The organism is Rhodococcus sp. KBW08, from assembly GCF_003852455.1.
Classification (GTDB): domain Bacteria; phylum Actinomycetota; class Actinomycetes; order Mycobacteriales; family Mycobacteriaceae; genus Rhodococcus_F; species Rhodococcus_F baikonurensis.
In genome coordinates, this window is sequence record NZ_QAJJ01000002.1 from 551,085 (window position 1) to 563,976 (window position 12,892).

The 12,892-nt window shown below is 64.5% G+C and carries 15 protein-coding genes; 8 read left to right on the forward strand and 7 right to left on the reverse strand.

Annotation, left to right across the window (positions count from 1 at the left end):
• Positions 1 to 22: 22 nt before the first annotated feature.
• The 3 genes from DBV08_RS02930 to DBV08_RS02940 are packed head-to-tail and all read right to left on the reverse strand — an operon-like array spanning position 23 to position 3,039.
• A complete protein-coding gene (locus tag DBV08_RS02930) occupies positions 23 to 1,171 on the reverse strand; it encodes a M20 family metallopeptidase (protein WP_124566456.1) in 1,149 nt (382 codons plus the stop codon).
• Entirely contained in the window at positions 1,168 to 2,328 is a 1,161-nt protein-coding gene (locus DBV08_RS02935; RefSeq protein ID WP_124566457.1) for a M20 family metallopeptidase, read from the reverse strand. The genes DBV08_RS02930 and DBV08_RS02935 overlap by 4 nt, the downstream gene beginning before the upstream one ends.
• A gap of 12 nt (positions 2,329 to 2,340) precedes the next feature.
• Entirely contained in the window at positions 2,341 to 3,039 is a 699-nt protein-coding gene (locus tag DBV08_RS02940) for an enoyl-CoA hydratase-related protein (RefSeq protein ID WP_095969025.1), read from the reverse strand.
• Positions 3,040 to 3,106: 67 nt separating this feature from the next.
• On the opposite strand from DBV08_RS02940, the gene DBV08_RS02945 reads away from it, so the two are divergent.
• Both DBV08_RS02945 and DBV08_RS02950 read left to right on the forward strand, forming a co-directional pair.
• Complete coding sequence (locus tag DBV08_RS02945) at positions 3,107 to 3,904, forward strand: purine-nucleoside phosphorylase (RefSeq protein ID WP_124566458.1); 798 nt, start codon at positions 3,107 to 3,109, stop codon at positions 3,902 to 3,904.
• Positions 3,901 to 5,493, forward strand: a complete 1,593-nt coding sequence (locus DBV08_RS02950; protein WP_124566459.1) for a phospho-sugar mutase — start codon at positions 3,901 to 3,903, stop codon at positions 5,491 to 5,493. The genes DBV08_RS02945 and DBV08_RS02950 overlap by 4 nt, the downstream gene beginning before the upstream one ends.
• On the opposite strand, the gene upp is transcribed toward DBV08_RS02950, so the two are convergent.
• Positions 5,490 to 6,113, reverse strand: a complete 624-nt coding sequence (gene upp, locus DBV08_RS02955; RefSeq protein WP_007727319.1) for a uracil phosphoribosyltransferase — start codon at positions 6,111 to 6,113, stop codon at positions 5,490 to 5,492. The two genes, DBV08_RS02950 and upp, sit on opposite strands and share 4 nt — an antisense overlap.
• Positions 6,114 to 6,194: 81 nt before the next feature.
• Between upp and DBV08_RS02960 the strand changes: the two genes are divergently transcribed.
• Genes DBV08_RS02960 through DBV08_RS02980 form a run of 5 tightly spaced genes read left to right on the forward strand, consistent with a single transcriptional unit; the run spans position 6,195 to position 9,430 of the window.
• The gene (locus DBV08_RS02960) at positions 6,195 to 6,509 is read left to right on the forward strand and encodes a type VII secretion target (RefSeq protein WP_124566460.1); all 315 of its coding nucleotides are present in this window, start codon (positions 6,195 to 6,197) and stop codon (positions 6,507 to 6,509) included.
• Complete coding sequence (locus tag DBV08_RS02965) at positions 6,506 to 7,498, forward strand: C40 family peptidase (RefSeq protein ID WP_124566461.1); 993 nt, start codon at positions 6,506 to 6,508, stop codon at positions 7,496 to 7,498. Before DBV08_RS02960 ends, DBV08_RS02965 begins: the two co-directional genes overlap by 4 nt.
• Positions 7,495 to 7,848: a hypothetical protein gene (locus tag DBV08_RS02970; protein WP_387412440.1), complete on the forward strand. Its 354-nt coding sequence runs from the start codon at positions 7,495 to 7,497 to the stop codon at positions 7,846 to 7,848. The genes DBV08_RS02965 and DBV08_RS02970 overlap by 4 nt, the downstream gene beginning before the upstream one ends.
• Before the next feature lie 5 nt (positions 7,849 to 7,853).
• The gene (locus DBV08_RS02975) at positions 7,854 to 8,144 is read left to right on the forward strand and encodes a YbaB/EbfC family nucleoid-associated protein (protein WP_234036935.1); all 291 of its coding nucleotides are present in this window, start codon (positions 7,854 to 7,856) and stop codon (positions 8,142 to 8,144) included.
• A gap of 47 nt (positions 8,145 to 8,191) precedes the next feature.
• Complete coding sequence (locus tag DBV08_RS02980; protein ID WP_095969019.1) at positions 8,192 to 9,430, forward strand: primosomal protein; 1,239 nt, start codon at positions 8,192 to 8,194, stop codon at positions 9,428 to 9,430.
• A gap of 15 nt (positions 9,431 to 9,445) precedes the next feature.
• Here DBV08_RS02980 and DBV08_RS02985 read toward each other — a convergent pair whose 3' ends face one another.
• Genes DBV08_RS02985 through DBV08_RS02995 form a run of 3 tightly spaced genes read right to left on the reverse strand, consistent with a single transcriptional unit; the run spans position 9,446 to position 12,233 of the window.
• Positions 9,446 to 10,531 carry an adenosine deaminase gene (locus DBV08_RS02985; RefSeq protein ID WP_124566463.1) on the reverse strand — a complete coding sequence of 362 codons (1,086 nt, stop codon included), beginning with the start codon at positions 10,529 to 10,531 and terminating at the stop codon, positions 9,446 to 9,448.
• Positions 10,532 to 10,540: 9 nt separating this feature from the next.
• Positions 10,541 to 11,836 carry a thymidine phosphorylase gene (locus tag DBV08_RS02990; protein ID WP_095969017.1) on the reverse strand — a complete coding sequence of 432 codons (1,296 nt, stop codon included), beginning with the start codon at positions 11,834 to 11,836 and terminating at the stop codon, positions 10,541 to 10,543.
• The gene (locus DBV08_RS02995; RefSeq protein ID WP_095969016.1) at positions 11,829 to 12,233 is read right to left on the reverse strand and encodes a cytidine deaminase; all 405 of its coding nucleotides are present in this window, start codon (positions 12,231 to 12,233) and stop codon (positions 11,829 to 11,831) included. Before DBV08_RS02995 ends, DBV08_RS02990 begins: the two co-directional genes overlap by 8 nt.
• A 253-nt stretch (positions 12,234 to 12,486) precedes the next feature.
• Between DBV08_RS02995 and sdhC the strand changes: the two genes are divergently transcribed.
• Positions 12,487 to 12,891 carry a succinate dehydrogenase, cytochrome b556 subunit gene (sdhC, locus tag DBV08_RS03000; RefSeq protein WP_185564407.1) on the forward strand — a complete coding sequence of 135 codons (405 nt, stop codon included), beginning with the start codon at positions 12,487 to 12,489 and terminating at the stop codon, positions 12,889 to 12,891.
• The last annotated feature ends 1 nt before the right edge of the window (position 12,892 follow it).

Consider the following 12,892-nt stretch of genomic DNA (forward strand, 5'->3'; position numbering starts at 1 on the left):
GTACCCCCGACGGGAACCGGAACTATCCCAGAACCAGGCTCGTCAGAACCTTCACACCGACGCCGAGTGCACGCTCGTCGAGATCGAAAGTGGGTTGGTGGATGTCGAGCTGATCGCCTTCACCAGACCACACACCGAGCCGCGCCATGGCACCCGGCACAGTCTCGAGGTACCACGAAAAGTCTTCGCCACCACCGGATTGCGGGGTGTCGGCCAAAGCATCCTGTCCGACGGTCGCGATGGCGTCCTCGAACATCCGAGTGGACACCTCGTCGTTGACGACCGGTGGCACTCCGCGACGATAGTTGAGTTGGTAGCGAACTCCGGTGGGTGCGAGCAGTCCGTGGACGATTTCTTCCACGAGCGGTTCGAGCAACTCCCACGTGTCGTGATCGCCCGTACGGACCGTGCCCGTCATCATGCCGGTCTGCGGAATAGCGTTGGGTGCCTGACCTGCACTGACCGCGCCCCACACCATGACGGTGCCGGTGCGCGGATCGATACGGCGGCTGAGCATTCCCGGCAGCCCGGTCACGACTGTGCCGAGTGCGTAGATGAGATCCGTGGTCAGGTGCGGCCTCGACGTGTGCCCACCCGGAGAATCGAGGACGACCTCGATCGTGTCGGCAGCCGAGGTGATCGCGCCCAGACGCATGCCTACCTGGCCTGCCTCCAGTCGCGGATCGCAGTGCAGAGCAAAGATTCTGGACACGCCGTCGAGCGCACCCGCGGCGATGACGTCGAGTGCGCCGCCGGGCATGACTTCCTCGGCGGGCTGAAAGATCAGCCGAACCCCGACGGGAAGTTCGGGCAACGTGGCCAGAGCCAATCCGGCGCCGAGCAGGATGGTGGTGTGGGCGTCGTGGCCGCAGGCATGGGACACACCGGGGACCGTGGACGAGTACGTCGCTCCGGTCGCCTCCTGCATAGGCAGAGCGTCCATGTCGGCGCGAAGTGCGATTCGTGGACCATCCGGTCCGATGTCGCACGTGAGACCGGTGCCACCGGGAAGGATCTTCGGTGACAGCCCAGCGGCAGTGAGGCGGGTGGCGACGAATTCGGTGGTCGCGTACTCGCGGCGAGCCAACTCCGGGTTGGCATGGATGTGTCGACGCCACGCGACGAGGTCGTCGGTGTGCGCGTGAATCCACGTATCGATTGCCGCGTTCACCGGCGATCTACCCCTTCCAACAGACGGGCGCGTTGTTCTGGATCGGACGCTACCCGGACAGCAGTGCGGGCCAACGCAATTGCACCGTCGACTACCGCTCGATCTGCGGAGGAGGTGATACACGCAGCCGCGAACTCCGGCTGATGTGTCACTGCCCCCGATGAATCCAAGCCTATGACCGGGTGAATTCCCGGAATCACATTGGTCACATTACCCATATCCGTACTACCCAGTGGACGGGAGCGCTCCCATTCCGCTGCCAGTGGCACCCGTCCGAGATCGACGATCTGTTCACGGTACGCCGCAGCCAGCCACGGGTCGGGGGTCAACTCGGTGTAAGTAGGCGATACCGTGCGGATTTCGTGGGTGCACCCGGTGCCGAGCGCTCCAGATGCGAAGCAGGCGTCGGCACGCTCGGACAGATTGGCCAACGACGCGGCCGTTTCGGCACGCAGGTAGTAGAGCAATTCGGACCGAGCCGGAACGATGTTGGGAGCCGTGCCGCCGTCACTGACGATTCCGTGAATCTGCTGACCTGGCTGCAGGTGCTGACGCAACAGACCGACCGCCACCTGCGCGAGCGTCGCCGCATCGGCGGCATTGCGACCGAATTCCGGCGCAGCAGACGCGTGCGCCTCGCGACCGTGATAGCTCACGGCGATGTCCGCCAAGGCCAGCGAGGTGGCACCGATGATGTCGATCGGTCCGGGGTGAACCATCATGGCCGCGCCGACGCCGTCGAATGCACCACGCTCGAGCATCAGGACCTTGCCGCCACCGGTTTCCTCCGCCGGAGTACCGATCACTCGGACGGTGATCCCCAGTTCATCGGCGACGGTAGCCAACGCGATGCCGGCCCCGACCGCGGCGGCGGCAATGATGTTGTGCCCACAGGCATGACCGATCTCGGGCAGCGCGTCGTACTCGGCGCAGATCGCGATGACCAGTTCTCCGCTGCCGTAGGTGGCATCGAAGGCCGTCGGCAGGTCGACGATCCCGTCGGTGACCGCGAAACCGTGCTGCGCCAGCAGGTCCGACACTTTGGCAGCGCTGCGAAACTCCTCGAAGGCGAGTTCCGGGTCGCTGTGAATCGAATGCGACAGCGCAATCAGATCGGCCTCTACGGACCTGACTGCGCTGTCGACATTCTGGTTCACGCGATCATTGTCTCACCCGAAGGAGAAGTTGCTCTTGTCAGTCACCTGAGCGAGGTCCGCAAGAGCATCGCGGTGGATGCCTGCCTTGATTCCCGCCAAGTTCTTGCCGTGAGTCGACGTCAGTGCGGACGCCTTGGCCACTGCTGCGGCGAGTACTCCCTCGCCGTCGACCGTTTCCTGCACGATGCCGGCAGCAAGCGCGTCGGCACCGCCGAAGCGACGCCCTGTCGTCATGGCGTCGACTGCCGTCTGCTTGGGCAGACGACTGTTCAACAGCGCGGACATCCCGACTGTGAACGGCATGTTCAGTCCGACCTCGGGGAGGCAGTAGAAGCCGCGGTCCGCGCGCATGATCTGGAAGTCGTGCGAGGACGCGAGCATCGCACCGGCGCCGAATGCGTGCCCCTGCACGGCCGCGACCGTGGCCATCGGGAAGGTCAGCAAACGGCTGTAGATGGTGTGGACTTTGTCGAGGTAACCGGGCAGGCCGTCGAGATTGCCGAAGATCCACGTCGTGTCCAGGCCGTTCGTGTAGAACTTGCCCGTCGCCGTCGTTACCAGGGCCGCCGGCCCCTCGTGCGCTTCGACCTCGTCCAACTTGCTGTGAACAGCGTCGATCCACTCGGGACCGAAGCGGTTCTCGTTGTCCGTTTCGCCCTCGTTGCCGAGGTACAGGATGAATACGTCGCCGTCGCGTTCGAGATAAGGCATGGATGGGAGAGTAACGCCCGCCAACTCACCCGGCGAACCGACCCGACTCCTCAGTAGGGTTGCTCACATGGGAACGATCGCCGAGGCCGCCGCCGCCGCTCTGTCCGCCATGACTGGCTCTTCCTCACCGTCAGTCGCCATCGTGCTCGGGTCGGGGTGGACCGATGCCGCAGACGTCTTCGGTGACGCCGGTGCGGACGTGACAGCTGAAGTCTCGATGGCGGATCTGCCTGGCTTCGCCCCACCGTCCGCCCTCGGCCATGCGGGCACCATTCGTTCGGTGCGCGTCGCAAACACAGAAGTCCTGCTGCTGCTCGGGCGCGCGCATGCGTACGAGGGCCACGATCTCGGCACTGTTGTCCACCCGGTCCGGACAGCCATTGCTGCCGGCGCCGACACGGTCATCCTCACCAATGCGGCCGGCGGTATCCGCGAGGACTACGCAGTGGGGCAACCGGTGCTGATCAGTGACCACCTGAATCTGACGGCCCGCTCCCCCCTCGTCGGCGCGGAGTTCGTCGACCTGGTCGACGCCTACTCGCCGGAGCTGCGCGCGCTGGCTCGCTCGATCGACCCGGGCCTTACCGAGGGCGTTTACGCCGGGCTTCCCGGACCGCACTACGAGACTCCGGCCGAGATTCGAATGCTTCGTACGCTCGGCGCCGATCTGGTCGGCATGTCGACGGTTCACGAGACCATCGCGGCCCGCGCGCTCGGCGCCCGGGTGCTCGGCATCTCGATGGTCACCAATCTGGCCGCCGGAATCACGGGCGCCCCGCTCGATCACCAGGAAGTGCTGGCGGCAGGCAAAGCATCGGCGGCCCGGATGGGAGTGCTGCTGCGCCAACTGGTCGACCAGCTGTGACACCACAGAACGTCACCGAGTGGATCGACGCCGATCCGGACCCCTCCACTCGCGCAGAACTAACAGCACTCTCGGAACATGAACTGGCCGAACGATTTTCCGCACCACTGGCGTTCGGGACTGCTGGGCTCCGCGGGCCAGTGCGCGGCGGCCCCAACGGCATGAACCTTGCGGTCGTCATCCGGACCACGGCCGGTCTGGCGGCCTGGCTGACAGCTCGCTGCCAGGGTGGGTCCCGCATCGTCGTCGGCCGCGACGCCCGGCGCGGTTCCGAGGAATTCGCTCTCGCTGCCGCCGAGGTCATGGCGGCGGCCGGGTTCGAGGTGACCCTGCTCCCCCGCCCACTGCCGACGCCCCTTGTGGCGTTCGCGGTGCGCAGGCTCGGGGCAGCGGCAGGTATCCAGATCACCGCCTCCCACAATCCTGCCGCCGACAACGGCTACAAGGTGTACCTGTCGGGTGGGGCGCAACTCGTCTCCCCCGCCGATCGTGAAATCGAGAGCGAGATCGCCCGCGTCGGTGGTGCTGCCTACGTCCCTCGAGTCTCGGTGATTCCAGCTGACGAATCGCTGGTCGAGGCATACATCGCCCGCGTCGCGACCCTTCCCCACGGTAGCTCCCGCTCGGCCCGAATTGCGCTCACGGCGATGCACGGCGTCGGCGGCGAAACCGCGATATCAGCTCTGCGAGCAGCAGGATTCGAGGACCTGCACGTCGTGGCGGAGCAGTTCGATCCCGACCCCACGTTCCCGACCGTCGACTTCCCCAACCCCGAAGAGCCCGGCGCGGCCGACCGCCTGCTCGCACTGGCCCGAAGAGTCGACGCTGATCTGGCGATCGCACTCGACCCGGATGCCGACCGCTGCGCCGTCGGAGTTCGCGACGGTGATCAGTGGCGCATGTTGCGCGGCGACGAGACCGGGGTGCTCCTGGCCGACCACGTGCTCAGCACGGCGCCCGAAGATTCGTTGGTGGCGACGACGATCGTCTCCTCGACTCTGCTCTCGAAGTTGGCGAAAGCTCGCGGAGCGAGGTTTGCGCAGACACTCACCGGGTTCAAGTGGCTCACGCGCGCCGGCGACGGACTGGTTTACGCCTACGAGGAAGCGATCGGGCACTGCGTCGATCCGGATGTGGTGCGAGACAAGGACGGAATCTCGGCTGCCGTACTGGTGGCCGACTTGGCTGCCACCCTCACGGACAGCAACCGAACCCTGTTGGACGTGCTGGACGACTATGCCGTCGAATTCGGACTGCATCGCGGGGACCAAGTGTCCCGCCGCGTCGAGGATTCGAGCGACATCGCGGACATGATGAAACGACTGCGCGCCGATCCGCCTGGCCGACTCGCGGGCGAGCCGGTCACGATCGAGGACTTGGCCGAAGTTCGCGGCGGTATGCGCACCGACGCAGTGATGTTCGACGGACCGTCGATCCGCGTGGTCGTTCGACCGTCCGGAACCGAGCCCAAGCTCAAGTGTTATCTCGAAGTTGTCGTCCCGGTCGCGAACCGCGGCGACCTCGCGACCGCCCACGAGGCGGCGAAGGCCCGGCTGGCCGAACTCCGAACCTTCGCCCTTTCGCTCTAGCGGGGTCCGAACTGCCGATCGCCGGCGTCACCGAGACCGGGGACGATGAAAGCGTTCTCGTCGAGTCCGTCGTCGATGCTCGCGATGACCAGACGGACCGGGTGGCCGGACGCTGCCAACGCGTCGACGCCGGCCGGAGCGGCCACAACGCACACTGCCGTGACATCGGTCGCGCCACGCGCAACCAGCAAGTCGATGGTGTGCACCATCGAACCTCCGGTGGCGAGCATCGGATCGAGCACGAACACGGGGATACCGGACAGATCCGCCGGCAAGGATTCGAGGTACGGAACCGGCTGATGCGTCTCTTCGTCTCGTGCCATTCCGACGAAGCCGACGCCGGCCGACGGAATCAGCGCACTCGCCTGTTCGACCATCCCCAGACCGGCCCGCAGCACGGGGACGAGCAACGGCGGCTTCGCGAGCCGGATGCCCGTCGTCGCAGCTACCGGGGTGTCGACCGGGAACTCCTCGACCTCCGCGTCACGCATGGCCTCGTAGACCAGCATGTGCGTGAGCCTGCGAAGTGCGGAACGAAAAGTCGCGTTCTCACTGCGTGCGTCACGCATTGTGGTCAAGAGGGCCGCCGCGAGCGGATGGTCGACTACGTGCGTTTGCATGACCATCAGAATAGTTCCTCGGGAACCGGAGCACCCCGCGCGGCGTCCAAGAAGAAGTAAGCGCAACGGGGGGAAGACAAGTTGACAAATCTGGATCTGGACACCGAAAGCATCGCGGAGTTCGCTGCGCGGTTGGGCACTGTGGCCGAGAACGTCGCCCAAGCGCGACAGGACGCGGCGGGCGGCGATCATCTGGCTCTGGCCGCTGTCCTGGGGCTGATCGGCAGCGACTTCATCGGTGTCGCGGGCCGGGCACAACAAGCGCACATCGACGACATCGATCGACTGTCCGCTGTGATTTCCAGTGTCCAGTCGGCCACCCGCGACGCCCACGCCACCTATCTCGACTCCGAGGAATCGGTACGAACGACTCTCGCTGAGGCTGGACGCTCATGATCGACGTCGACGCTCTCGCACGACCGATCATCGATTTGGTCGACACCGTCGGGACCGGTGTCCCCAGCGCCGGTGGACCCGACGCCGGTATCCGAATCGCTTCGGACGTCCTCGAGATCGCATACCGATTGGGAAGCGCTGCTCTGAGCGAACTCGCGTCCTCGCAGAGTTCGTCGACTGCCCTCACTGCGGCGGTGACCACAACCGAGCAGACGCAGGCGTCGACGCGAAATCTCGCCGATCGTGGGAGCGACATCGCCGGGGTCGTGGACGAAGCGACAACATCGGTGTCCGTGGGAATGACCGAACTCGGTGAGATTCTTCAGTCCTTTCTGACCCTCGCGATCAAGGCCGGACCGACGCTCATGACGCCGACAGGGCAATTGATGTTGCTGTCGGCCGCGTTGGAGCACCTCGGACGCGCGGTATCGGTAATCGAGCGGGTGCACGGTGAGCTGTCCGGGTCGACCGAGAAGATGTCCGCGCTGATCCCACCCGTCCCGATACCCGAACCCGCGCCTGGCGCATCCGGTTCTGCGAGTGGTTCCGGTGCCACAGGTGTTTCCGGTGCCACAGGTGTTTCCGGTGCCACAGGCGGAGTAGAGGTTGAACTTCCGGACGGATCGACAGCCACCGCACCGAACGCCGAGGCCGCTGCCGCCGTACGCAACGCACTCACTCAACAGGGTGTCCCCTACGCCTGGGGAGGTACGACACCCGGAGTCGGCCTGGACTGCAGCGGGTTGACGCAATGGGCGTACGGCCAGGCCGGGGTCGACATTCCGAGGTTGGCACAGGAACAGGGAATCGGGAACCAGATCGATCAGAACAATCTGATGCCGGGCGACCTCGCGGTCTGGGACGGTCACGTCGCGATGGTGATCGGCAACGGCCAGATGGTCGAGGCCGGCGATCCCGTCGAGATCAGCGCCATCCGAACCACGAACAGCGGCATGGGCTTTCACGGCTTCTACCGTCCGACGGAATGACAGGAAACATGTCCGAGAACATGCGTGAATCACCGCCGATCATCACAGCCGTCGCCGTCAACCGATCTGGAACCATCGCAGTCCGCGCCACGGAGCACGCCGTTCCCGTGGACCTGCGGATCAGCCAGGACGAACTGCGGTACGGCGGGGAACGGTTGGCGCAACAGATACTCACGCTGTGCTCGAAAGCGGCCGTCGAAGCCGGCGCCCTCCATCGTGTGGAGCTCGAGGCGACCGGCGTTCCGGCGGCGATTCTCGATCGACTCGGTCTCGCGACCCGAGACGAACTGGCCGATGTCGACGCCGCCGAGGATCAGAGCCTTCCGTCGAGCTGGATGCGTTCGCTGTGAACGAGATGGATCGAATCATGGAGTTGGCGAAACACCGGACCGGACTCTTGCAGGACGCCGTCGACGGGGTCAACGCTCTGCGGGTAGTCGTCTCGAGCGAGGGTGGGATAGTCACGGCAACTGTCGACGGGCTGGGCGCTCTGGTCGACCTACGGGTAACCGACGCAATCACCGCGATGAATTCGCGCACGGTGGCCGCACTGACGGTGGCAACCATTCACCAGGCAGTTCAACAGTCCAACGACCAACGAGAGCGACTGGTCAGTGAGCTCCGGGTGGCACTGAAACAAACGTGACGAACCCCCGCTATGCCTTTCGCTCTGCGGTGGATAGGCTTCCGCCCATGGCTGGAGACATCGTCCCTATCGAAATCGGACTCACCGACGGAGACCTCGTCACTTTGTGGGCTCCCCGCTGGCGCGAGGGCGACGACGAGTGGGAAGCGTTTCTCGGCCATGAGGAAGACCTGTACGGGTTCTCCTCCGTCGCAGAACTCGCGGCCTTCATCCGAACGGATTCCGACAACGATCTGGTCGAGCATCCGGCGTGGGCCGTCGTTTCCGGACTGTCGGCAGCCGAGCTCGAACCGGAGGAGAACTTCACCTTCGACTTCGTCGGCGTGCCCGAACTGGCCGCAGGCGACCCTGAGGCACTGGTGGTCTCGGAACTCGAAGACACCCTGAACATGGCTCGCAACATCGGTGAGGTGTGCGAACTCGACGCAGTCATCCGCTTCTTCAGCGGCCATCCGGTACTCGGAGCACTTGCCACCGGAGCCGGCACCTTCGAAGGCCGCGAAGGCCTCGAGCTGTGGGATCAGGTCGGCGCTGCGATCGTCAAGGACTGGGACGCCGTGCTCGACGCCATCGACAAGGTGGTCACCTCCCCGAAGGTCGATGCAGCTGCCGTGGCGGTCGCCGAAGCCGAACTGCTCGCTGCCGCCGAGAACACCGTCGATGCCGACGATGTCGCCGAAGAGGGCGAGGACGAGGAATTCGACGAAGACGACCTCGACGAGGACGAAGACGAAATCGAGACTTTCTGGGGCGAGGTCGGCGTCGACCCGATCCGCATCATCACCTCGGCCGAGACGTTCTACACTCTGCGCTGCTACATGGGTGATCAGGCGATCTTCCTCGGCAAGGACGGACTGATCACCGTCTTCCGTAGCGAGCGCGCACTCGCTCGGTACCTCGCCGACAACCACGAACACGATCTCTCGCAGGTCAGCACGTACGGCGAAATTCAGAACGCCGCCGTCGACGGTTCTCTCGAAATCGAAGTCACGGACGAGAACGTCTACGTCCTGCCCGGCATCGCCGACGACCTCGCCCAGGGCCCCGACGTCGTCGACGCCGAGCAACTGGAACTCGCCGTCGAATTGTTCACCGATGCAGCTGATTTCGCCGACGACGACTCCACCGAGGAAATTCTGTCCGCATCGAACGAACTGGGCTGGTACGTCTCGTACCTCCTCAACCCCGATCCGTCGCGGATGGCTCCGAGCGCACCGTTCACCAAGGAATCCGAGACCTGGCGCGAACTCGAGCGTGAGTTCGAGGCTCGGCTGCGGCCCGAGTAGACCGGTGACCGGCCTCTAGCCGATGAGCACGGCGTAGCCCGGCTTGATCACGTCGTCGATCAACGCGAGACGCTCGTCGAACGGGATGAAGGCCGACTTCATCGCGTTGATGGTGAAACGTTCCAGATCGGTCCAGCCGTAACCGAAGGTCTCGACCAGCGCTGCCATTTCCCGACTCATGGTGGTGTCGCTCATCAGTCTGTTGTCGGTGTTGACGGTCACGCGGAAGCGCAAGTCCGCCAACAGTCCGAACGGATGGTCGGCCAGCGCAGCCACGGCTCCGGTCTGCACGTTCGAACTCGGGCACAGTTCGAGGGGAATGCGCATGTCACGGACGTAGTTCGCGAGTCGACCCAACTCTGCCCCATCTCGGCCGTTCACGTCGATGTCGTCGACGATCCGCACGCCGTGCCCCAACCGGTCCGCTCCGCAGAAGGCGATGGCTTCGTGGATCGACGGCAATCCGAAGGCCTCGCCCGCGTGGATCGTGAAGTGAGCGTTTGCATCACGCATGTATTCGAATGCGTCGAGGTGCCGGCTCGGCGGGTTTCCGGCCTCGGCACCGGCGATGTCGAAACCGACCACCCCGCGGTCCCGGAATCGTACGGCGAGTTCGGCGATCTCTCGTGACCGGGCGGCATGCCTCATCGCCGTCAGGAGACACCCGATTCGGATCTCCCGTCCCGCGACCCTGGCCGCGGATTCGCCGGCTCGGAAACCTTCGAGCACGTGCTCGACGACCTCGTCCAAGGTCAGGCCCTGTTCCAGGTGCTGCTCGGGCGCAAAACGGATTTCGGCGTAGACGACGTTGTCGTCGGCCAGGTCCTCGGCACACTCACTCGCTACCCGTGCGAGCCCTTCCGGGGTCTGCATCACGGCTACGGTATGCGCGAAAGTCTCGAGGTAGAGCTCGAGCGATCCGCTGTCGGCGGCAGTTCGGAACCATTGCGCCAGTTCGGATGCCGAATTCGCCGGCAGCCCGTCGTAACCACACTGCTCGGCCAGTTCGAGAACGGTCTCGGGCCGGAGTCCTCCGTCGAGGTGGTCGTGGAGTAGAACTTTGGGTGCGCTGCGGATCGTGGTCAACTCCGGTGCGTTCATTCGCCAACGCTAACGCGAATCACCCACAATTCGCTCGATGAGCAGCGGGCGCGCAACGGTGTCGGATTCCGTCCCGATCGACCAGCCACCGCCGAGGCTTCGACGCGCAGCGTCGAATCTCTCAGGTGTGTCGGTATGCAGTGTCATCAGCTTCTGTCCGGCGCGGACCGCGTCGCCAGGCTTTGCGTGCAGCTCGACGCCGGCACCGGCCTGCACGGCTTCACCCTGCCGTTCGCGTCCGGCTCCCAGTTTCCAGGCCGCGACGCCCACCGCCATGGCGTCGAGTCGAGTCAGGACGCCGTCTCGGTCCGCGGTGACGACGTCGCTGTGCCTGGCCACCGGCAGCGCTGCGTGCGGGTCCCCACCTTGGGCGGCGATCATCGCGCGCCATCGGTCCATGGCCGTGCCGTCGGCCAGTTTGTCTGCTGGGTCGATCCCGTCGATCCCAGCCGCGGACAGCATCTCCCGAGCCAGGACCAGGGTCAGCTCGACGACGTCCGAGGGCCCGCCGCCGGCCAGCACCTCGACGGATTCACGTACCTCGAGAGCGTTGCCCGCTGTCAATCCCAGCGGGGTGTCCATCCCGGTGATGAGAGCACTGGTACGCACGCCGGCGTCGTTGCCCAGCTCGACCATCGTGCGTGCCAACTCTCGCGCGTCGCCGAGGTCTTTCATGAACGCTCCGGAACCGACTTTGACGTCGAGCACCAGGGCGCCGGTTCCCTCGGCAATCTTCTTGCTCATGATCGAACTTGCGATCAGCGGAATGGATTCCACCGTTCCCGTCACGTCGCGCAGCGCGTAGAGCTTCTTGTCGGCGGGGGCCAGGTTCGCTCCGGCAGCACAGATCACGGCGCCGATTTTCGGGTCCGCGAGAATGTCGACCATCTCCGTCGCCGTGAGGTCGGCTCGCCAACCCGGAATGGACTCGAGCTTGTCGAGAGTTCCACCGGTATGACCGAGTCCGCGTCCCGACAACTGCGGGACTGCAAGACCACACGCAGCGACGAGGGGCGCGAGCGGAAGGGTGATCTTGTCCCCCACGCCACCGGTCGAATGCTTGTCGACGGTGGGCAGCGGCAAGTCCGAAAAGTCCATCCTCCCGCCGGATTCGATCATCGCCTCGGTCCATCGACCGGTCTCCGCCCGCGACATTCCGCGGAAATAGATCGCCATCGCGAGCGCCGACATCTGTTCGTCGCCGACGACCCCCTGCGTGAACGCCTGAACTATCCAGTCGATCTCGGTTCCCGACAGCTCGCGACCGTCACGCTTGGCGCCGATGATGGAAACTGCGTCAAACATGGCGGAGCCCTTCTGCTTGTTCCGGCCCGAAAGCATCGGGCAACAGTTCGCTCAGCGGCCTGAAACCACTGCTCGTGTCGACCAGCATCTCACCCCCGCCATGTTCGAGAAGAAGCTGTCTACACCGGCCGCAAGGCATCAGAATCGACCCCTTCGCGTCGCAGCACGTGAAGGCCACCAGCCGCCCACCCCCGGAGGCCGCCAAGTTACCGACGAGTCCACACTCGGCACACAGGCTCAAACCGTATGAGACATTTTCCACATTGCATCCTGAGACGATTCGGCCATCGTCTACCAGGGCAGCTGCACCCACCGCATATCCCGAGTACGGCGCGTATGCCCTCCGCATGACCACTTGCGCGTTGTGCCGCAACAACTTCCAGTCGATGTCACCCATGGTTCGATATCCAATCACGCTGACTGAATGGATGCAGAAACCACGCCGTAACCGTCTCGCAGAGATTGGAAAGGCAAACCTTACAAAGAGTTTGGTACGCGTACGAATCCCGCATCTGATTAGTTCCCGGTTTCACATAGGTTTAGAGTCTGAGTCAAGTCGGTTCAGGATCCCGTCGAGCCCGGGCTGAGGTACATCGAAGCTCTCTGCAGGCTCGACGCGTCCACCAATGACGTTGGAGGCACAGCACTCGATGAGTACTACGACTGAAGCCGCTCCTCAGAAGGAGCGCACGAGGTCGCTTTACCGGGGCGACCCCGGAATGTGGTCCTGGGTTCTACACCGGATCACAGGCGTCGCTACTTTCTTCTTCCTATTCGTACACGTTCTCGATACGGCACTCGTCCGGGTCAATCCCGATACGTACGACGCCGTCATCGACACGTACAAGAACCCCGTCGTCGGCCTCATGGAGATCGGCCTCGTCGGCGTAGTCCTCTACCACGCCCTCAACGGCGTGCGCGTGATGTTGGTGGACTTCTGGTCGAAGGGCCCGAAGTACCAGCGCGTCATGCTCTGGACCATTCTGACGATCTGGTTCCTGGTGATGATCCCGGGCGCCGGACGCATCCTCATCAACATGTTTGCGGAGCACTGAC